Genomic DNA, 20,396 nt, shown 5'->3' with positions numbered 1-20,396 from the left:
AGATGTCTCTACGGACGTCTCTGCCGACGTCCCTGCGGACCTCAAAACCTACCCGCAGGACCTGGGCCGGAACTGTGAGCCCCGTCGCGCGGCGTGCTGTCGGCCAACCCGGGCGGCGTGCCGCGGGTCACCCCCGGCCGGATCACGGCAGCATCCAGCCCAGCAGGAACGACGACTGGGCGACGACGATCAGGCACATCACCAGCAGCAGCGCGAGGCTCCACGGCAGCACCTTACGGAGCAGATCCCCCTCACGCCCCTTCAGCCCGACCGCCGCGCACGCGATGGTGAGGTTCTGCGGGGAGATCATCTTGCCGAGCACCCCGCCCGAGCTGTTGGCGGCGGCGAGCAGATCCGGGGAGAGCCCGGACTCGCGGGCGGCGGTCACCTGGAGGGCGCCGAAGAGGGCGTTCGCGGAGGTGTCCGAGCCGGAGACGGCGACGCCGAACCAGCCGAGCACCGGGGAGAGGAAGGCCAGCCCGGCCCCGGCGGCCGCGACGAAGTGACCGATGGTGGCGGCCTGCCCGGAGAGATTCATGACATAGGCGAGCGCGAGCACCGAGGTGACCGTAAGGATCGCATGACGCAGTTCGCGCACCGTGGCCGCCCACTCCCGCAGGGCATCGCCCGCGGTCACCTTCAGCACGGCGGCGGTGGCCACCCCGGCCACCAGCACCAGGGTGCCGCCGGTGGCGATCAGCGGCATCGAGAAGACATTGGCGCCCACCGCCTTTCCGCCGGAGTCGGCGACGTCCAGGAAGGGCCAGTCGAAGGTGCGGGTGGCCTTGGCCAGGAGGTCCTTGACCGGGCCGATCTGGGCGATGGAGAAGATCGCGACGATGAGCGCGTACGGGGCGTAGGCGCGCACCACCTCCCGGCGCGGGTCCTCGCGGTCCAGGTCGTCGCTGCGTACGCCGGTGAGTACGGCGGCGCGCACCGGCTCCTCGGCCGGGCGCCGGGCGGCGGGCACGGCCACCAGCACGGCCGCGCCGACCAGCGCCGCCGCGATGTCGGCGAGCTGGACGGAGAGGTAGTTGGAGACGGTGAACTGGGCGATGGCGAAGGCGACCCCACAGGCGAGCGCGGGCGCCCAGGTCTCGCGCAGCCCGCGCCGCCCGTCGACGAGCGCGACCAGCAGCAGCGGGACGACGAGGGCGAGCAGCGGGGTCTGCCGGCCCACCACGGAGGCCACGGAGTCCAGCGGCAGCCCGGTGACCTGAGCGAGGGTCACCACCGGGGTGGCCATGGCGCCGAAGGCGACCGGCGCGGTGTTGGCGACGAGCGCGACGACGGCGGCGCGCACCGGGTCGAAGCCGAGCGCCACGAGCATGACCGAGCAGATCGCCACCGGTGCGCCGAACCCGGCGAGCGCCTCAAGGAGCGCACCGAAGCAGAAGGCGATGACGAGGGCCTGGACGCGGGGGTCGTCCGAGAGCCGGCCGAACGAGCGGCGCAGCACGTCGAAATGGTCGGTGCGGACGGTCATCCGGTACACCCACAGGGCGTTGACGACGATCCACAGGATGGGGAAGAGGCCGAAGAGCGCCCCTTGGGCGGCGCTGGAGACGGTCTGGCCGACGGGCATCCCGTACGGGAGCCAGGCGACGAGGGCCGCGACGACGAGCCCTATGGGGCCCGCGTAGTGGGCGCGCATCCGCACCCCGCCGAGCAGGACGAGGACGGTGACGAGGGGAAGGGCGGCGACGAGGGCGGACAGGGAGAGCGAATCGGCGACGGGGTCCAACTGCTGCACGAACACACGGGCCTCCCGGCATGGGCCATCCCTGGAAGGTCACATCCGTGATGCGGAAACGGAGGACCCTGGGGTGCAGGCATGGTCGTGTCCGCGCCAAGTCACAGTCAATGCTCCGTCAGCAAGTGATCGCGGGGAACGCCGCGGAACGCGGGAAGATCGCTGAGAAAGCGGGTCAGGGTACGCGCGAAGGTCGGTGGCACCTGCGGCGGGCTGTTCTCCCCTCCCCGCCCCTTCCCGACACCTGACGATATGCGGCTCTGTCGCGTGTGGGGCTCCGCCCCTGAGCCCCGGCCGGACAACCCGGATGTGCGCGGGCGCCCGAGACCTTCTCCCCGACGAAGCCGAGCAGGTCCCGCTCGCCGTAGACGTTGCGAGAGATCGCGGGAAAGGTCGCGGGAGAGATCACGGAAGAGGTTGAGGAAGATCGCGGGAAAGGCTGAGGAAGATCGCGGGAAAGGTCGCGGAAGATCGCCGGAGCGAAAGCCGATCAGGGTTCGGGCGACCGCAGGACCCGCAGATGGCCGCGGCGCGCGACCTCACGCGGATCGCCCTCCCGGCCGCCGTGACCGCCCCCTGAGCCCCCGGAACCGGCCGCCGCCCCCGCCGCGCGCTCATGCGGGCGGGCGGCCTCGCGGACCGCGTTGGCCAGTGCCTCCAGATCGTCACCGCTGGGCCGGGGCGGACCGCTGTCGACGGCGAGCCGGACGACCTCCCAGCCGCGCGGGGCGGTCAGCCGCTCGGAGTGCTCCGAGCACAGGTCGTAGCAGTGGGGCTCGGCGTAAGTGGCGAGCGGCCCGAGAACGGCGGTCGAATCCGCATAGACGTACGTCAGCGTCGCGACGGCGGGGCGGCCGCAGGCGGTGCGCGAACAGCGACGTACAGGGCTCACGACGTTGGACGGTACCGCACTCTTGAGCGGGCCGCGACGACTCTCCACCAGCTCACTCCGCCGTGTCGTCCCGGTTCGCACCGTGCACCCGAAACGTGAACTTACTGGCTGACCAGCGCGGACCTCCGACGCGGCCAGAACCGCCGACAACGAATCCGGTCAGCACTCGAACCGAGAGGGATCATCCTGAGCCAGGGAAGCGACTCAAGAGACGTCCGTTTTTGGACCCAAGCATGGCTGGAATGTTCATTTGGCGACATCCGGCACGGCTGTCCGGTAAGCGCATGAGGGCGGGTCGGCGACGGCTACCCTCGGAGTGATGACCAGGCCCGTAAACCCCCATCAGTCCGAGCCGCGTCCCCGTCGTCGCGATCGCCACGGACGAGGTATGCGCGGCCCCATCGCGCCTCCCCAGGTGCCGCTCTCGGTCAGCCGCGCGGAGTCCTTCGTCGATCTTGTGCAGGACTCGGCGGAGCGGCTGGAGAGACGCTGGCCACAGCTGTCCGGGGTCGACTTCACGGTGCTCGATGTGCCCACGTCGGGGCTCGGCGGCCCGGGGTCGGGCGGCGGCCCGGACGGGCACGGCGGGGCGGACGGCTGGGACGGCGAGTCCGTGCCGCTCGGGCGCTTCATCGCGGCCCGCGGGGACGCGCCGGACCGGATCGTGATCTACCGCCGCCCGGTCGAGATCCGGGCGAAGAACCGGGACGAGCGGGCGCTGCTGGTGCACGAGGTCGTGGTCGAACAGGTGGCGGAGCTGCTGGGGCTGGCCCCGGAGTCCGTGGACCCGCGGTACGGGCAGGAGTAGCCGCAGACGGGTGGGAGCGGCGGGCACGCCGTACGGGCAGGGTCAGGAGGCGTCCGGCGGGTCGTGGCGCCTGCGGCGGGCTGCTCCCCGCCCCGCCCCTTCCCACAACTGGGGCTCCGCCCCAGACCCCGAGGTCCAGAGGGCGAGGCCACTGTCACGCGCCCGACACCCTCCAGCGGACGCGCCCTACAGGCGGGAACGCTGGGCGGCCGGGGCTCCAGCCCCGCCCTAGTCGTCGTTGAGCAGGGACAGGTCCTGGCCCGCCTCGGGCACCGCGACCGTGCCCCGGTCGTCCGGCAGCGACTGGATCGTGAACATCGGCACCCCGCCCTCCGACTGCGCCAGCATCCGCGAGGCGTGCACCGGGCCGCCGGAGAGCCGCTCGACCGTCACCGCGTACGGACCCTTGCCCGAGGCCGGGCGCGGTGGCTCCAGGGCCTTGGTGGTGCCGCCCTTGACCTCGTAGGTCTTGCTGACCGGGCTGCCGCCCCCGGCGCCCGCCGAGGCGGTGATCCGCACCTTGGCGGACGCGCGCGGCGCCACCAGGGAGAGCGTGGAGCCCTTGGTGCGGTTGTCGGCCGCGGTGGCGCTGCGCTCGATCGCGGCCGTCGCGGGGATGAACGCCGTCTCCTGGTCGCTCCCCTTGCCCCGGGTCACCTGGAGCGCGGCCACGACCGGTGTGGCCCGGCCCTCGCCGCCCTCGGGGGTGAGCAGCAGCGAGCCGGGCTCGCCCTTGGTCACGTCGCCGAGGTCGATCGCGGCCGTCATGCCGCTCTTGACGTGCAGCGACTCATGTCCGGCCGGGGTGATCGCGTTGTTCGGACCGGCCAGCCGCACCTTGAGGTCCGCGTCGTCGGAGCCGGGCGCGAAGACGACCAGGCGGGCCGAGGTGGCGTCCTTGGGGATGCCGGGGATCGCGACGCTCGTCGAGGGCACGGCGGAGGCCGGGAGCCAGTCGCTGCCCGCCTTCTGGTCCACGGCCTGCACGGCCGCCCCGATCCGGCCGGTGCGGGCCGTCACATGGAGCGAGGCGCCGGCCGCCCGCTGGTCGGTGAGGGTCGAGAGCAGGACCGGGACCGTGGAGCGGGGCGGGACCGTGATCGCTTCATCCGTGGAGGGCTTCAGCCGACCGCTCGGGCCGTAGAGCTTCAGGTCCACCTCGGCCGCGGCGTCGTCCGGGTTCGTCAGATGGACGAAGTCCTGACGGTTACGGTCGGTGCTGACGCCGGGGAGCCAGAAGTCCGTGTCGGGCACGGTGCACGCGGTGCCCAGGAGGCCGCGCCCGCTGCCCGCGTCGATCGTGGTGGTCTGCTGGACGGTCCAGCCGGGCGCGAAGCGGCCGTCGGCGGTGCCGATGAGGGCGGGCGCACCCGCGCTGCTCTCCTCGGTGGTGACGGGCTTGCCGGGCTCCTTCAGGGGCAGCACGGGCTTGTCGCCGCCCGGGGCCGCCTGGCCGCCCTTCCCGCCGTCCTTGCCCTCCTTACCGTTCTTGCCGTCGTCCTTACCGCCGTCGCCGCCGGGGTCCGTCGTGTCGTCAGCGGAGTTCTGGGCCGGCAGCAGTTCGGCGGTGCCGTCCTTGGCGTCCACGCCGTCCCGCTTGGGCGTGTACGCGGTGTAGGTGGTGCTGCTCACGTCCGAGGAGGAGGGCGTCGGGCACAGCAGCGTCGAGCGCTGCACGGGCAGCCGGGTGGCGGCCTTCGCGGAAGCGTCCGTGTCGTCGGAGGAGCCCCCCGTGAGGGCCGCGACGCCGGTGACGGCGGCCAGCGCCGTGGCGGCGCCGATCAGGGACAGGGTGGTGCGGTTCATCGCTGCTGATCGCTCCCGTCGCGGCGGTCCTCGGGGTCGGCGCCGCCGTACGTCGTGTCGCCCTGCGGGGGGTAGCCGCCGTCGGCATAGGGCTGCTGCTGGTCGTAGCCGTAAGGGTCGGCGTACTGGCCCGCGTACGGGTCCGCCGGGTACTGGCCCTCCTGGTAGCCGGCCGGATAGCCGGTGTCCTGGTAGCCGCCCTGGTAGTCACCGGCCGGGTACTGGCCACCGGCGTACTGGCCCGCGTAGCCCTCGCCCTGGTACTGCTCCCCCGCGTACTGCTCGCCCTGGTACTGACCGGCCGGGTACTGGCCGTATCCGGCGTCGGCGTACGTCTGCGCGTCCCACTGCTGCCCGTACTGCTGCTGGTGCGGCACCGCCGCGTACGGGTCACCGGCGGCCGTCTGGTCGCCGTAAGGGTCGTTCGCCATCGCGTTGTCGCCGTAAGGGTCGCCCGTGGCGGCCGGCTCGGCGGTCGGCTGCCACGGCGGCTCACCCGGCATGGGCGGCTCACCCGGCATGGGCGGCTCACCCGGCCGCGGGGGAATCCCGCCCGGCTGCCCGGGCATGGCGTCCGCGGCTGCCGCGTCCGTCTCCGGCCGCCCCTTGGCGCCCCCGTCCTGTGCCGCCTGGGCCGCCTGCGCCTCCGCCGCGGCCCGCAGCCGCCGCGCCCGGCGGCCGTCGCCCGCCAGGTCCTCGGCGGTCACGGCGGCGGCCGCGCCCTCCGCGTCCGGCAGGTCGTCGTCGACGTTCCGGCGGCGGCCCGGCAGTGCGAGCACCAGCAGCACGACCGCGAGCAGCCCCTGCGCCCACACCCATGCGGTGTGCGTGATGGGCGTGTCGTAGGTGAGGTCCAACCGGCCGCCGCTCGCCGGGAGTTCGAAGCCCTGCGCCCAGCCGTCGACCGTCGTCGGCTTCAGCGGCTTGCCGTCGAGCGTGGCCTGCCAGTCGGGCGCGGACCGGTCGGCGATCCGCAGCACCCGCCCGGCCGTGCCGTCCGGGACCGTGGTGTGCGCCTCGACGGGGCCGGAGGCCACGTGCACCGGCTTGGCCGCCGCCCCGCCCGCCGGGCGGCCCGAGGACTCGGCCGGGACGATGGAGACCCGCGAGACCCGCTGGTCGACCCGCCACAGCACCCCGCCGTGCTCCCGGCTGAGCTGAGTGAGGCCCGGGGTCGCGTTCAGCACCCGCTCCATCTCGGGCGGCGCGCCCTTCTGGACGTACACATAGCGCACCGCGTAGCCGCCGAGCTGACGGGTCTGGTCGGCGCCGGAGCCCGCGATCAGATTGGCCACCACACCGTCGAGCCGGGTGTCGGAGCCGCCGGCGGCCGCGAGTTCGCCGTCGCCCAGCCGGGCGCCGGAGCCGCGCACCAGGGCGTAGTCGGCGTGGGCGGCGCTGCTGTCGCCGCCGAGCACCAGGGTGCGGGCCTGGTCCTCGGTGGCGCTCTCGGCCGCCACGAAGGCCGGGACCTGCGAGGGGTCGCGCCGCCCCACCGGGCCGTCCGCGCCGCCCGTCATCCAGGTGACGGCGGCGTACAGCGGCGCGGCGACCGTGGCGACCGCGATCAGCAGCGCCACCGGCTGGCGCCAGCCGAAGCTCTGTGCCGCCACCCGCTCCCGCGCGTCCTCGGCGCCGACCACGGCGGCGGTCAGCAGCGCCAGGCCGTAGACGAGCGTCGCGGGCCCGGCCCAGCCGGAGCCGCTCGTGAGCGCCGCGAAGAGGAAGCCGGTGAGCGCCACGGCCCACGCGCTGCGCACCACCGTCTGCCGCTCCCCGCGCATCAGGGCGGCGAGCGCGGCCAGGACGAAGCCGAGCAGCAGCAGCGTGCCGCCGCCGTTGGGGCCACCGGGGCTGAGCGCGAGCAGGTCCAGGGCGGACGCGGAGCCGGCGCCGCGGTCCAGCCCGGCCTCCTTGAGGAAGCGGGCCGGGTCGGTGACCAGGTCCAGCGACCAGGGGGCGAGCACGACGAGCGGGGTGACGACGAGGCTCAGGAACCGCAGCCCGTACCCCATGAGCTGCTCGGTGCCGCTCCGCCGGTGGCGCAGCACGAGCACGCCGGCGCCCAGGAGGAGCGCCATCGGCCAGACGACCGGGGTGAAGGCCATGGTGAACGTCAGCAGCAGTGCGTACGCCCACGTCGCCCGCCAGCTCGGCAGCCGCGTCCCGTTGCCGGTGAAGCCGGTCGCGGCGGCCGCCGCCCGGGCCATCAGCGGCAGCAGTACGGCGAGCACGGCGGTGCCGAGCCGCCCGCCCGCGAGCGCCCCGGTCGCGGCCGGGAGGAAGGCGTACGCGACGCTGCCCCAGGCGCGCAGCAGCCGGGACTCCACCAGCGGCCGGGAGGCGAAGTACGCGGTGAACCCGGCCAGCGGCACCGAACAGACCAGCAACAGGGTCAGCGTGAAGCCCGTGGAGCCCAGGAAGAACGTGGCCAGCGTGGCGAGGGCGGCCAGATACGGCGGCGCGGACTGCGTCCCGCCGGTGCCGACCGGATGCCAGCCGTCCACATAGCTCGACCACAGCTCGGAGACATGGGCGGGCGCGGGCAGCAGGGCCCCGCCCGCGAGCGCGCCGGCCCCCAGCAGATCCCGGCAGGCGACCAGCGAGACCACCAGCAGCACGAGGAAGAGCATCGGGCCGGGCTTGCGCGCGATCCGCTTGAGCCGGGCGAACTGCTCGATCTCCAGGAAGTCGGCGTCGTCGCCGCCGGGCCCGGACTCGACCGCGCCGTGCCGCCCGCCCGAGGACAGCTCGGGCTCGGAACGGCCGCCCATATTGCTGGCGACTTGCTCGACCGTCGCCCTTACGGTCGCGCCGGGAGGCGGGAAGAGCGGCCGCAGCTCGCTCGGCTCCGTCTCGGGGCGGCCTCTGCGCTTACGGGCGGCGAGGATCCGCCCCGGCCGCAGCAGCACGCCGAAGAGACCGGCGACCTCGTCCAGTGCCTGCCCCGGCACCTTGCCCACGAGATAGGCCAGGGTGCGCAGCAGCGTGCCGAACAGGAGCCGCAGCATCACATAGGGCAGCAGCGCGCCCCGGGTGTTGACCAGCAGGGTGTAGACGGCGCCCGCCTTGTCCACGCGGTGGGGGTTCGCGACGGAGCGCCCCACGCAGTCGATGGGCCGCCGCTCGCGCGCGGACGCCTCCGCGTGCCGCAGTACGGCGTCCGGGGCCACCAGCACCTGGTGCCCGGCCGCCTGGGCGCGCCAGCACAGGTCGACGTCGTCGCGCATCAGGGGCAGCCGGGAGTCGAACCCGCCGAGTTGCTCCCACACGTCGCGGCGCACCAGCATGCCCGCGCTGGACACCGACAGCACCGGACGCACCTGGTCGTGCTGGCCCTGGTCCTGCTCGCGCCGCTCCAGGCCGGTCCAGCGGCGGCCGCTGCGGGCGATGCTGACGCCGACTTCGAGCAACTGCCGGCGGTCGTACCAGCCGCGCAGCTTGGGTCCTACGATCGCGGGCTCGCGGTTGGCGGTGAACTCGGCGTCGACCACCCGCAGCAGCTCGGCCAGGGCGTCGGGCTCGGGCGCGCAGTCGTCGTGCAGCAGCCACAGCCACTGGACGGGCTCGCCGTGCGGCAGCTCCGGCATGTCGTACGCGTCATCGCGCCAGGTGCGGTTGACGGGATCCCAGCCGCTGGGGCGCTTGAGGTACGTGAGCTCCTCGGGGCCCAGCACCGGGGCCGTACGGACCGCTTCGGCGACGGCCGTGCCGAAGCCGCTGCGGCGCGCCATGTGCAGCACCCGCTCCTCGCCGAGGGTCTCGGTGAGCAGCCGGGCGGAGTCGTCGGCGCTGCCGGTGTCGGCCGCGACGACGCTCTGGACCGGGCGCTCCTGGCCGAGCAGACCGGACAGCGCGTCGGGCAGCCAGCGGGCGCCGTCGTGGGCGACCAGTACGGCGGTGACGACATGACGCGGATAGGCCGGTGTCTGAACCGGTTCTTGAGCGGGCGCAAACGCGGCGGTGGCGGCCGGGTATTGGGCCGCCGGGTGGCTGTGCACGGACATCGAGGTACGGGCCCCGGTTCGCTGGACTGCGGTGGACGCGCGCGCCCCATGGGGGCGTTGGAGCGTCTCGGACGGGGCCCCACACTAACGGCTGTGTACGCGACCGGTCCGCCTCCCGTCGCCATGGGCTCGGGGGCGGACCGGTCGCGGTGGCTCACTCCCGCCGTGAACTGTGCGGATATGTCAGCGCGGGTCATGCGGTTGTGCCAGGTCCGACGGGTTTCGGCGGATCTGGCGGGCCTCGACGCCGTGGGTCGGACGGCGGGTCTTCAGACGCCGTGGGTCAGACGGCGGCCTTCTTCAGGCGGCGGCGCTCGCGCTCGGACAGACCGCCCCAGATGCCGAAGCGCTCGTCGTTGGCGAGGGCGTACTCGAGGCACTCGGAACGGACCTCGCAGGCGAGGCAGACCTTCTTCGCCTCACGGGTGGATCCGCCCTTTTCCGGGAAGAACGACTCGGGATCGGTCTGGGCGCACAGCGCGCGCTCCTGCCAACCGAGCTCCTCGTCCGCCTCTTCGACCAGCAGTTGCTGGAACAACTCGGTCATGTGCGCCCCTCGTCTGTCTTTGCGTCCCCGTGCCTGATGCCGTCGGTGAAGCGGCAGAACGACACGAGTGAAATTACAAGTGTGCCGATCCGGGCCAGTCAAGCCGAGATCTGCTATTGGGCCTCTTATTCACTCTGCGGAACCAAGGCTGCGCGGAAAGTGTTCAAATCGGCCTAAACGCGACACCTTCCCCATCCGTTGCCCGGGATCCCTCCTCTCACTCACTGAGGAGGACGCCATCGGCGCCGGTCCCGTTGCATCGCGCGGGAGATGGTGCGGAGTGCGCGGGGTGGTGCGGGGAGTGGTGCGCGTTGATGCGCCGTGTCACCAATACAACGCGCGCACAAACCTTTCTGCCTCCACAGCGACCGGATGAGGTGAACCTTGACCTGAAACGTGAGATGAAGTTGACAGCGGCGCGGCGATCCGGGTCTCCTAGGTCGCATGTCAGTGACCCACGCGCCCCTGCCGACCCGTGACCACGGGTTCCGCTGCGCTGTGCGGGCTCGCTGTCGCTGTTCGAGCTGTTGATGCCTCCTGAGCTCCAGCTTTCTCCGCGTTCCGCACGCGGCGTCTCGTACTGAGACCGCGCGCCGCGCCCGGATCGCACCTCGCGCCCTTACCGCGCCCCTACCGCCCCACCGCGTCCTTACGGCGCTCTCTCCGCGCCCTTCCCGCCGAGGAACCCCACCGCATGAACAGCGACGTCCAGATCGCCGGTGACCCGCTCGCCATCCCGCATCTGCTGCCGCCCGTACCCGCGCACCCCTCCACCGTCTCCGCCTTCGCGGGCCTCGCCCGCACCATCGCGGCCGACCGCGACGGCTGGGCGCCCCTCGTCCAGTACGACGCCACCAGCCGCTGGTACCACCGGCTGCGCACCGGCCCCGGCTATGAGGTGTGGCTGCTCAGCTGGGTGCCCGGACAGGGCAGCGGGGCCCATGACCACGGCCGCTCCTCCGGGGTGCTGACCGTGCTCCAGGGCGAGCTCACCGAGCGGGTGGGGACGCGCGGCGCGCGGCACACTCTGCGCGCCGGCGCACAGCGCGTCTTCGCGCCCGGTTATGTGCACGACGTGGTCAACGACGCCCTCGAACCGGCCGTCAGCCTGCACATCTACTTCCCCGGGCTGACCGAGATGCCGCCGCACCCCACCCAGAGCGCCGAGTTGCCCGCCGGGGCCGGGGCGGACGCGCTGGGCGCCCTCGGCGGCTGAGCCGCCCCGAACGCCCCCGATGTCCGGGGCTGCTGCCAAACTGTCCCCATGCGCATTGTGGTTCTGGCAGGCGGTATCGGCGGCGCCCGTTTCCTTCGCGGTCTGATGTCGGCGGCTCCGGACGCCGACATCACCGTCATCGGGAACACCGGCGACGACATCCACCTCTTCGGCCTCAAGGTCTGCCCCGACCTCGATACCGTGATGTACACCCTCGGCGGTGGCATCCACGAGGAACAGGGCTGGGGCCGGGCCGACGAGACCTTCACCGTCAAGGAGGAGCTGGCGGCGTACGGGGTGGGGCCCGAGTGGTTCGGCCTCGGCGACCGCGACTTCGCCACGCACATAGTCCGTACGCAGATGATCGGCGCGGGCTATCCGCTGAGCGCCGTCACCGAGGCGCTGTGCGCCCGGTGGCAGCCGGGGGTGCGGCTGCTGCCCATGACGGACGACCGCGTCGAGACCCACGTCCTGATCGACGACCCTGACGGTGAAGGCCGTAAGGCCGTCCACTTCCAGGAGTACTGGGTGCGGCTGCGCGCCTCCGTGCCCGCCCACGCCGTCGTTCCCGTCGGCGCCGACCAGGCCAAACCGGCACCCGGCGTCCTGGAGGCCATCGCCGACGCCGATGTCGTCCTCTTCCCGCCGTCCAACCCGGTGGTCAGCGTCGGCACGATCCTCGCCGTGCCCGGCGTGCGCGAGGCCATCGCCGACGCCGGGGTCCCGGTCGTGGGCCTGTCCCCCATCGTGGGCGACGCGCCCGTGCGCGGCATGGCCGACAAGGTGCTCGCCGCCGTCGGCGTGGAGTCCACCGCCGCCGCCGTCGCCAAGCACTACGGCTCCGGGCTGCTGGACGGCTGGCTCGTCGACACCGTGGACGCGGGCGCGGTCGAGGAGGTCGAGGCCGCCGGGATCCGCTGCCGGGCGATCCCGCTGATGATGGCGGACCTCAAGGCCACGGCGGCGATGGCGGCCGAGGCGCTGGCGCTGGCGGAAGAGGTGCGGGGATGAGCGCGGTGCGGGGCGGGTCGGGGAATGCGTCGAGGGGCTCGTCGGGCGAGCCGCCGTCGTATCAGGTGTGGGCCCTGCCCGGGATGCCCGAGGTGCGGCCCGGTGACGACCTCGCCAAGCTGATCGCGGACGCCGCGACCTCGGGTGGTCTGCCGGGGCTCGCGCACGGCGATGTGCTGCTGGTCACCTCCAAGATCGTCAGCAAGGCGGAGGGGCGCGTCGTCGAGGCGGCCGACCGCGAGGCGGCCATAGACGCCGAGACGGTGCGGGTCGTGGCGCGGCGCGGCCGCACGCGGATCGTCGAGACCCGCCACGGTCTGGTCATGGCCGCCGCCGGGGTCGATGCCTCCAACACCCCTTCCGGGACGGTGCTGTTGCTCCCCGAGGACCCCGACGCCTCGGCGCGGGCGATCCGGGCCGGGCTGCGGGAGGTGCTCGGCGTGGAGGTCGGCGTCATCGTCACCGACACGTTCGGGCGGCCGTGGCGGACCGGGGTCACCGATGTCGCCATCGGCGCGGCCGGGGTGCGGGTGCTGGACGATCTGCGCGGCGGAGTCGACGCGTACGGGAACCCGCTGAGCGCGACCATCGTCGCCACCGCTGACGAGTTGGCCGCCGCGGGTGACCTGGTCAAGGGCAAGGCCGAGGGGCTGCCGGTGGCCGTGTTGCGCGGGCTTCCGCAGGTGGTGGCGTTCGAGGGGCTGGACGGGGCTGAGGGGTCTGGCGGGCAAGGCGTCGATGGGGATGCGGGCGCGAGTGCGTTGGTGCGCGGGGCCGCGGACGACATGTTCCGGCTGGGTACCTCCGAGGCCGTACGAGAGGCGGTGACGCTGCGCCGTACGGTGCGGGAGTTCACCGACGAGCCGGTCGACGGCGCGGCGGTGCGGCGCGCGGTCGCCGCGGCCGTCACCGCGCCGGCGCCGCACCATACGACGCCGTGGCGGTTCGTCCTGCTGGAGTCGGAGGAGTCACGGACGCGGCTGCTGGACGCGATGCGGGACGCCTGGATCGCCGATCTGCGCGGGGACGGCTTCTCGGAGGAGAGCATCGCCAAGCGGGTGCGGCGCGGGGATGTGCTGCGCAAGGCGCCGTACCTGGTGGTGCCGTGCCTGGTCGCCGACGGCGCCCACACGTATCCCGATCCTCGGCGGAACACGGCGGAGCGCGAGATGTTCGTGGTCGCGGCGGGGGCCGGGGTGCAGAACCTGCTGGTCGCTCTGGCGGGCGAGGGGCTGGGCTCGGCGTGGGTGTCGTCCACGATGTTCTGCCGGCCGGTGGTGCGCGAGGTTCTGGGCCTGCCGGACGACTGGGACCCGATGGGCACGGTCGCGGTCGGTCAGGCGGCGGTGCCGCCGGCGGCACGGCCGGAGCGGGGGGTGGAGGGGTTCATGGTGGTGCGGTAGGTGTTTGTGTTTGCGCGGTGGGCGTTTGCGGTGTTTGCGGTGTTTGCGGTGGGGGCTTTGGGGCCGGGGTGTTGTCGGGGGCCGGGGTTGTCCGAGGCCGGGGTTGCGCGGGGCCGGGGTTGTGCGGACCGGTTGCGCGGTGAGGTCGCGTGCGCGGGGGTTGGGGGCGCGCGTTGTGCGGAGTGGGAGCGCGGGTGCGGGGGAGGTTGCTGGGGTGCGCCTCGGTGGTGGTCGGGGGTGACGGGGCGCCGTGGGGCGGGGTGCGCGGTCGGTGGTGTGGTGGGTGCCGACCCGGTGGGGCGGCGGTGGGTCGTAGGGTGGCCGCGTGTGTGTGAGACGTACCTGGAGTCCCCCGGCGCCTTGTGACCTCGCGCGTAACCTCGGCGTGCTGCAGCGAGGGCCCGGGGATCCCGCGTTTCAGGTCGGCGCGGACGGCGCGTTCTGGCGGGCGAGCCGGACTCCGGCCGGGCCCGGGACCCTACGGATCGCACGCAAGGGCGCGGAGATCGAGGGGCGGGCCTGGGGGCCGGGGGCTGAGTGGCTGCTGGACGGTCTGCCCGCCCTTCTCGGGGCGGACGACGACCCGTCGGCGTTCGTGCCCCGCCATCGGCTCGTCCACGAGGCGCACCGGCGTCACCCCGGCCTCCGGCTCATCCGGACCGGGCTGGTCCTGGAATCCCTGATCCCCTCGATCCTGGAGCAGAAGGTCACCGGCGTCGAGGCGTACCGGGCCTGGCGGCTGCTGCTCCAGCGCCATGGCGAGCCCGCGCCCGGTCCTGCGGAGGGGATGCGGATGCGGGTCATGCCCGATCCGCGGGGCTGGGCGCTGATTCCGTCGTGGGAGTGGCATCGGGCGGGCGTGGACGCCAAGCGCTCCTCGACGATTCTGCGGGCGGTCCGGGTTGCTCAGCGGCTGGAGGAGGCCGCGTCCATGGACCTTGCCGCTGCCGCGGCCCGGCTGCGGTTGATTCCGGGTATTGGGCCCTGGACGGCGGCGGAGACGTTGCAGCGCAGTAATGGGACGCCGGATGCGGTTACGGTTGGCGATCTGCATTTGCCGGGGATTGTCGGGTATGCGCTTGCGGGGCAACGGGGGGTGGATGATGAGGCGATGCTTGAGCTTTTGGCGCCCTATGCGGGGCAGCGGTATCGCGCGGCGCGGCTGATTTTGCTGTCTGGGCGTAGGCCGCCTCGGCGGGCGCCTCGCTTTGCGGTGCGGGACTTTCGGGGGATGTAGGGCTCTTGGGTGTGGGTGCCGTTGCCGTCGCCGTTGCCGTCGCCGGGTGCGCGGCGTGGAGCGTGGGTGCCGGGTGCTGGGCGTCGGGGTCGGGTGCGGGGGCGTGGGTGGCGGTGCGGGGCGTGGGTGCCTCCGGCGGTGAGCCCCCACCCCGCCCCTTCCCGAAACGATGGGGCGCCGCCCCCTCGACCCCCGCCGGGGCTCCGCCCCGGGCCCCGCTCCTCAAGCGCCGGAGGGGCTGGGTTGCGCCGAGACGGGGCTTCCCCCGGCCAGGGCTCCGCCCCCGACCCCGCTCCTCAAACGCCGGAGGGGCTGCAATTCCGCCGGAGGGGATGGGTGGGTTCCCGCCGGGGAGCCGGGTTCCCGCCGGAGGGGCTGGGATTCCGCCGGAGGGGCCGGATTCCCACCGAAGGGGCCGGGTTCCCACCGAAGGGGCCGGGTTCCCACCGGAGGGGCCGGATTCCCACCGAAGGGGCCGGGTTCCCACCGGAGGGGCCGGATTCCCGCCGGGGTGCTGGGGTCCTGCCGTAGGCGGCTGAGGGGGTGCCGGGGAGGTTGGGGGCGGCGGGGTGTCAGGCCGTCACTGGTCGGATGAGAAGCGGACCGCTCCGGCTGGGATGTCGGCTCCGCACCACACGCGGACGCCGTCCCGGAGCTCGTTGTCGGGGCCGACCAGGGCGCCGTCGCCGACCACCGCGCCCTGGAGGACCGTGCGGGCGCCGATTCGGGCGCCGGCGCCGACGAGGGAGTCGTGGACCTGGGCGCCCTCCTCCACGATGGCGCCCTCCAGCACCGTGCTGCCGTCGATGCGCGCGCCCGCGCCCACCCGGGCCTGGGGGCCGATCACCGTGCCGCCGGTCAGTTTGGCGTCGACCGCGACCGAGGCGCTGTCCAGGACGAGGCGGTCGCCGCAGCGGCCCGGCACGGCCGGGGAGGGGGCCCGGCCCAGCACCAGGTCCGCGGAGCCGCGGACGAACGCTTGGGGGGTGCCGAGGTCGAGCCAGTACGTGGAGTCGACCATGCCTTGCAGGTGGGCGCCCTCCGCGAGCAGACCGGGGAAGGTCTCGCGTTCCACGGAGACGGGGCGGTCGGCGGGGATGGTGTCGATGACCGAGCGGTTGAAGACGTACGCGCCCGCGTTGATCTGGTCGGTGACGATCTCCTCGGGGGTCTGCGGCTTCTCCAGGAAGGCGGTGACCCTGCCCCGTTCGTCCGTGGGCACCAGTCCGTACGCGCGCGGGTCCGGGACCCGGGTGAGGTGCAGGGAGACATCCGCGCCCGTCGTGCGGTGGTTGTCGACGAGGGCGCGGATGTCCAGGCCGGTGAGGATGTCGCCGTTGAAGATGAGCACCGGGTCGTCGGGGCCCGAGCGCAGCCGGGAGGCGACGTTGCGGATGGCCCCGCCGGTGCCGAGCGGTTCCTCCTCCGTGACGTACTCCAGGTGCAGGCCGAGCGAGGAGCCGTCACCGAAGTACGGCTCGAAGACCTCCGCCAGATAGGACGTGGCGAGCACGATGTGCTCGACCCCGGCGGCGCGGGCGCGGGCGAGTTGGTGGGTCAGAAACGGAACGCCGGCCGCCGGGACCATCGGCTTGGGAGTGTGCACCGTCATCGGGCGCAACCGGGTTCCCTTGCCGCCGACCAGGAGGATCGCCTCTGGCGATGGCGTTGCTGGCGCATTGGTCACGTATCGTCTCTGCTTCCTGCTGGGGCTCGCCGGTCGGCGGCCAGTGTATGCAGATCCCCGGACCGCGCCTGATCAGCGCCCCTGGAGGCGGGCGGCGGTCTTCCGTACCGAACCGAGCTTCTTGTAGAGACGCTTGCCGGGGCACTCGGTGGCGAAGCCGTCGCGGTGACCCGCGATCACATGGAGCTTTACGCTGGCGCCCTTTTTGTACTTGTTGCCGCCGCCCGACACCAGGTGCGTCGTACCGCGCGGATTCCGCTTGAAGAGGCCCAGTTTCCACGCGGTGAGCTTGGCGACGGCCTTCACGGCCTTGGCCGAGGGCTTCTTGGAGGTGAAAGTGCCGAGAACAGCGACGCCCATGCTGTTGGTGTTGAAGCCCAGCGTGTGCGCCCCGCGTACGGCTTTGGTCACACCGCCGGAGCGGCCTTCGTAGATTTTCCCGCACTTGTCGATGGTGAAGTTGTACCCATAGTCACGCCATCCCAGGCTCTTCACGTGGTAGCGGTAGATACTGCGCAAAACGGAGGGCGCCTGTGAGCAGGCGTAGTTGTTGCCCGTCACGGTGTGGTGGATGAAGGCGACCTTCACGGTCTTGCTGTAGACGTGGCCCGTTTCGCGGATCTTCTCGTCGGCGCCCCAGCCCGCGCGCGTGATGATGCGGGGCCGCGGCGCGCTGTAGCGGGCGGCGCTCGCCTTGGCCGCCTCGGCCTCGGCCTCGGCCTCGGCGTCGAGCGCGCTGGGCGGCGCGGTGGTGGGGTTGGGCTGCTGGGTGGAGGTGTGGGGGTACGGCAGCGGCTTGGTGGGCGATACGGAGGGTCTGGGGGCCGGCTTCGCGGACGGCGTGGGGGGCGAGGACGGTTTGGCGGACGGCGTGGGGGGCAAGGACGGCTTCGCGGACGGCCCGGAGGCCCCCCAGGACGGCCTTCCCGGCGAACCCACCACCGTCGGCTTCGCGCCCGGTAGACCACCCCCTGACGCCGACACCCCACCCCCCGCCGTCGGCACCGGGTGCCCCGGAAGCGCGCGGAGCGCGGCCCGGTCCGGCCCCGGCGGCGCCGGGGGCTCACCCGGGTCGACCAGCTCCAGCCGCAGCCCGGACGGCAGGGCCGCCGATCCCGCGTCCGCCGCCCCCGCCCCCGCGTCCGCATCCGCCGCCCGTTCCGGCCGCACCCGCGCCTGGACGGCGTCCGAGGCGCCGACCCACAGCGGCGCGGTGCCGCCGTGGGCCCGTGCGCCGCGGAGTTCGGGCGAGTCGGGGTCGGGGGCCTCGTCCCCGTACGGCAGCAGCTCGCGCCACGGCGACCACGCGCCGCCGACCGCGCGGGTACGCACCTGCACCCGGCCGCGGAGCTCCGCGGAGGGCCGGTCCCAGACGACGCCGACGAGCGAGAACGGCCGTACGCCCGACGCGGTGACGCCCCGCTCGACCGCGGCGTCTCCGCCCCCGGCGGCCACGCCCCGGTCCAGCCCGCCACCCACGAGCGAGCGCGGCGAATGCAGCGGGCGCAGCGGCAGCGACTGCGTGGAGCCGGCGGCGACGGTCCGCTCGGTCCGGGCGTGGGCGGGGGCGGGGTGCAGGGCGAGGGGAAGGGCGAGGGCGGCGGTGCACGCGACGCCGATCGAGGATGCCAGGTATGCACGCATGATTGAAATCGTCCCCATAAGGGGACAAACCTGTCCATTCGGAAGAGCGGACACGTCGCGGACGGTCCGGTGCCCCGGACCCCACCGACCCCGTCCGCGCCGCAACTTCGGCGCGTAGTCTTGCGCGCGTGAACGCCACCGATCGCACCCCTGCCGACCTGCTGGGATCCGCGCTCGACGCGGACCCCTCCCGCCCGCTCGTGACCTTCTACGACGACGCCACGGGCGAACGCGTCGAACTCTCCGTGGCCACCTTCGCCAATTGGGTGGCGAAGACCGCCAATCTCCTCCAGGACGATCTCGCCGCGGCGCCCGGCGACAGATGCGCACTGCTGCTCCCCGCCCATTGGCAGACCGCCGTGTGGCTGGTGGCCTGTTCCTCGGTCGGGGTCCTCGTGGACATCGGGGGCGACCCGGCCTCCGCCGATCTCGTCGTCAGCGGCCCGGACAGCCTCAAGGAGGCGCGGGAGTGCTCCGGGGAGCGGGTGGCGCTGTCGCTTCAGCCGCTGGGCGGCCGCTTCCCCCAGTTGCCGGAGGGGTTCGCGGACTACGCCGTGGAGGTGCCCAGCCAGGGCGACCGCTTCGCCCCGTACTCCCCCGTGGACCCGGACACGCCCGCGCTGGCCGTCGGCGGCGTGGAGCTGACGAGCGCCGAGGTGGTGGAGCGGGCGCGCGCCGACGCCGCCGGGCGGGGGCTCGGGCCCGGTTCGCGGATCCTGTCGGGGCTGTCGTACGGCACCTGGGAGGGGCTGTCGTACGGGCTGTACGCGCCGCTGGCCGGCGGCGGTTCGGTGGTGCTCTGCCGCCATCTGGACCGGCTGGACGAGAAGGGGCTGGCCGGGCGCAAGGAGAGCGAGCGCGTCACCGCCACCACGCCCTGAGGCCACGGCCACCGACCGGCCCCAGCCTCCACCCCCACCCCTGACCCGTCCGGCGGACCGAGGGCCGAGTCCACGGGCCGCGCCACCCACCCCGCGCGATGATCTACGGATACGTACAACCATGTGCGGGCTCCGCATGTCTGTTCCGTTAATCGGTATCCCGGCATGCGATGCCGCTCCGCCCCCCGGGCGGAAGACGGGTGGGAGGACGCGGACGTGACGACCGACAGTTCTGAGCCCGCACCGAGACGCAGGCGCCGCTGGCCGCGCGTCCTCGCGCTGGGCGTGGCCGTGCTGGTGCTGTCGGTGGCCGGGGCGGGGTGGTGGTTCTACGAGCGCCTCGACGGCAATATCCGCACCGATACCCGGACCGCGAACGAGCTGAAGAAGTACGAGGCCGAGCGGCCGGTGTCGGTGGTGCGGGACGCGCAGAACATCCTGCTGATCGGCTCCGACAACCGGGGCGGCAAGGGCAACGGCAAATACGGCAAGGACACCGGCACCCAGCGCTCGGACACCACGATCCTGCTGCATCTTCAGGCTGGCGGGAAAAGCGCCACCGCCGTCTCCATCCCGCGCGATCTGATGGTGGACATCCCGGCCTGCGAGGCGCCGGACGGAAAGCGCACCCGAGCCCGGTTCGCCCAGTTCAACTGGGCGTTCGAATCCGGTGGCGCGGCCTGTTCGATCCGCACCGTGGAGAAGCTGACCGGGATTCGCGTCGACCACCACATGATCGTGGACTTCAGCGGCTTCAAGCGGCTGGTGAACGCGGTCGGCGGGGTGGAGATGTGCCTGAAGGAGCCCGTGGACGACGCCGAGGCGCATCTGAAGCTGCCCGCGGGCCGTCAGGTCCTCCACGGCGAGCAGGCCCTGGGCTATGTGCGCGCCCGGTACAGCATCGGCGACGGCAGCGACACGGAGCGCATCGGCCGGCAACAGGAGTTCATGAGCTCGCTTGTGAAGAAAGTGCAGAGCAATGGTGTGCTGCTCAATCCCGCGAAGCTGTATCCGGTGCTCAACGCGGCGACGTCCTCGCTGACCACGGATCCGGGCCTGGATTCGCTCAAAGATCTGTACGCTCTGGTGCGCGGGGTGCGGGACATCCCCCGGGACAAGATCCGCTTCCTCACGATTCCGCGGCAGCCCTACACGTACAACAAGAACCGCGATGAGCTCGTCCAACCCGATGCCGACCGCCTGTTCCGGCAGTTGCGGCTGGATCGGCCGGTGCCGGTGTCCCACGCCGTCACGGCGTCGGCGGGTGGCGGCCCGAAGGCCGCCGACCTCAGCGGGTATCAGGGGACGACCGCGGCGCGCGGCATCTGCGAGTAAAAGGACCATAAGGGCGGCCCAAGATTCGTGAAGGATCAGATAAGGATTGGGCAGAATGCCCAGTTGTAGGGAAGTGGAATTTGTCACCGGCGTCGCTTGACGCTGATCTGGGCGGATAGTGTGAGCGATCCGGTGCGCTCTACGAGGTGGCCGCGCACTGCACGAAGAC

At 73.0% G+C, this 20,396-nt stretch carries 14 protein-coding genes; 7 read left to right on the top strand and 7 right to left on the bottom strand.

Features of this window, described 5'->3' with window-relative positions; all coding sequences use genetic code 11:
* Positions 1-142: 142 nt before the first annotated feature.
* The gene (locus ACZ6TD_RS28410) at positions 143-1,759 is read right to left on the bottom strand and encodes an L-lactate permease (protein ID WP_471342673.1); all 1,617 of its coding nucleotides are present in this window, start codon (positions 1,757-1,759) and stop codon (positions 143-145) included.
* 484 nt (positions 1,760-2,243) lie between these two features.
* Positions 2,244-2,693, bottom strand: coding sequence for a DUF3499 domain-containing protein (locus ACZ6TD_RS28405; protein ID WP_020870815.1), 450 nt, complete (start codon positions 2,691-2,693; stop codon positions 2,244-2,246).
* A gap of 340 nt (positions 2,694-3,033) precedes the next feature.
* Between ACZ6TD_RS28405 and ACZ6TD_RS28400 the strand changes: the two genes are divergently transcribed.
* Positions 3,034-3,453, top strand: coding sequence for a metallopeptidase family protein (locus tag ACZ6TD_RS28400; protein WP_471342671.1), 420 nt, complete (start codon positions 3,034-3,036; stop codon positions 3,451-3,453).
* A gap of 228 nt (positions 3,454-3,681) precedes the next feature.
* On the opposite strand, the gene ACZ6TD_RS28395 is transcribed toward ACZ6TD_RS28400, so the two are convergent.
* The 3 genes from ACZ6TD_RS28395 to ACZ6TD_RS28385 all read right to left on the bottom strand — a co-directional run bounded on the left by ACZ6TD_RS28395 (position 3,682) and on the right by ACZ6TD_RS28385 (position 9,813).
* Positions 3,682-5,259, bottom strand: coding sequence for a DUF5719 family protein (locus ACZ6TD_RS28395; protein ID WP_471342670.1), 1,578 nt, complete (start codon positions 5,257-5,259; stop codon positions 3,682-3,684).
* A complete protein-coding gene (locus tag ACZ6TD_RS28390) occupies positions 5,256-9,266 on the bottom strand; it encodes a glycosyltransferase family 2 protein (RefSeq protein WP_471342669.1) in 4,011 nt (1,336 codons plus the stop codon). The genes ACZ6TD_RS28395 and ACZ6TD_RS28390 overlap by 4 nt, the downstream gene beginning before the upstream one ends.
* A gap of 283 nt (positions 9,267-9,549) precedes the next feature.
* On the bottom strand, positions 9,550-9,813 hold the full coding sequence (locus ACZ6TD_RS28385) for a WhiB family transcriptional regulator (RefSeq protein WP_004952403.1): 264 nt from the start codon (positions 9,811-9,813) through the stop codon (positions 9,550-9,552).
* Between the two features lie 694 nt (positions 9,814-10,507).
* Between ACZ6TD_RS28385 and ACZ6TD_RS28380 the strand changes: the two genes are divergently transcribed.
* The 4 genes from ACZ6TD_RS28380 (at position 10,508) to ACZ6TD_RS28365 (ending at position 14,680) form a co-directional block, all read left to right on the top strand.
* Positions 10,508-11,029, top strand: coding sequence for a cysteine dioxygenase (locus ACZ6TD_RS28380; protein ID WP_471342666.1), 522 nt, complete (start codon positions 10,508-10,510; stop codon positions 11,027-11,029).
* Positions 11,030-11,077: 48 nt separating this feature from the next.
* Complete coding sequence (cofD, locus tag ACZ6TD_RS28375; protein ID WP_344595275.1) at positions 11,078-12,040, top strand: 2-phospho-L-lactate transferase; 963 nt, start codon at positions 11,078-11,080, stop codon at positions 12,038-12,040.
* Positions 12,037-13,443: a coenzyme F420-0:L-glutamate ligase gene (locus ACZ6TD_RS28370; RefSeq protein ID WP_471342664.1), complete on the top strand. Its 1,407-nt coding sequence runs from the start codon at positions 12,037-12,039 to the stop codon at positions 13,441-13,443. Before cofD ends, ACZ6TD_RS28370 begins: the two co-directional genes overlap by 4 nt.
* A 325-nt stretch (positions 13,444-13,768) precedes the next feature.
* A complete protein-coding gene (locus ACZ6TD_RS28365; protein WP_471342661.1) occupies positions 13,769-14,680 on the top strand; it encodes a DNA-3-methyladenine glycosylase family protein in 912 nt (303 codons plus the stop codon).
* A gap of 580 nt (positions 14,681-15,260) precedes the next feature.
* On the opposite strand, the gene manB is transcribed toward ACZ6TD_RS28365, so the two are convergent.
* Together manB and ACZ6TD_RS28355 are read right to left on the bottom strand one after the other, a co-directional pair.
* Positions 15,261-16,292, bottom strand: a complete 1,032-nt coding sequence (gene manB, locus ACZ6TD_RS28360; RefSeq protein WP_471342659.1) for a mannose-1-phosphate guanylyltransferase — start codon at positions 16,290-16,292, stop codon at positions 15,261-15,263.
* Between the two features lie 147 nt (positions 16,293-16,439).
* Complete coding sequence (locus ACZ6TD_RS28355; protein ID WP_471342658.1) at positions 16,440-18,011, bottom strand: peptidoglycan recognition protein family protein; 1,572 nt, start codon at positions 18,009-18,011, stop codon at positions 16,440-16,442.
* Between the two features lie 128 nt (positions 18,012-18,139).
* Here ACZ6TD_RS28355 and ACZ6TD_RS28350 point away from each other — a divergent pair, with 128 nt between their 5' ends.
* Positions 18,140-18,892, top strand: a complete 753-nt coding sequence (locus ACZ6TD_RS28350) for a TIGR03089 family protein (RefSeq protein ID WP_471342656.1) — start codon at positions 18,140-18,142, stop codon at positions 18,890-18,892.
* A gap of 216 nt (positions 18,893-19,108) precedes the next feature.
* Entirely contained in the window at positions 19,109-20,227 is a 1,119-nt protein-coding gene (locus ACZ6TD_RS28345; RefSeq protein ID WP_471342655.1) for an LCP family protein, read from the top strand.
* Positions 20,228-20,396 lie beyond the last annotated feature (169 nt).

Source organism: Streptomyces yongxingensis (genome assembly GCF_055597465.1).
Note: the sequence above shows the minus strand (reverse complement) of the source record. Positions and strands in the feature narration are given on the sequence as shown.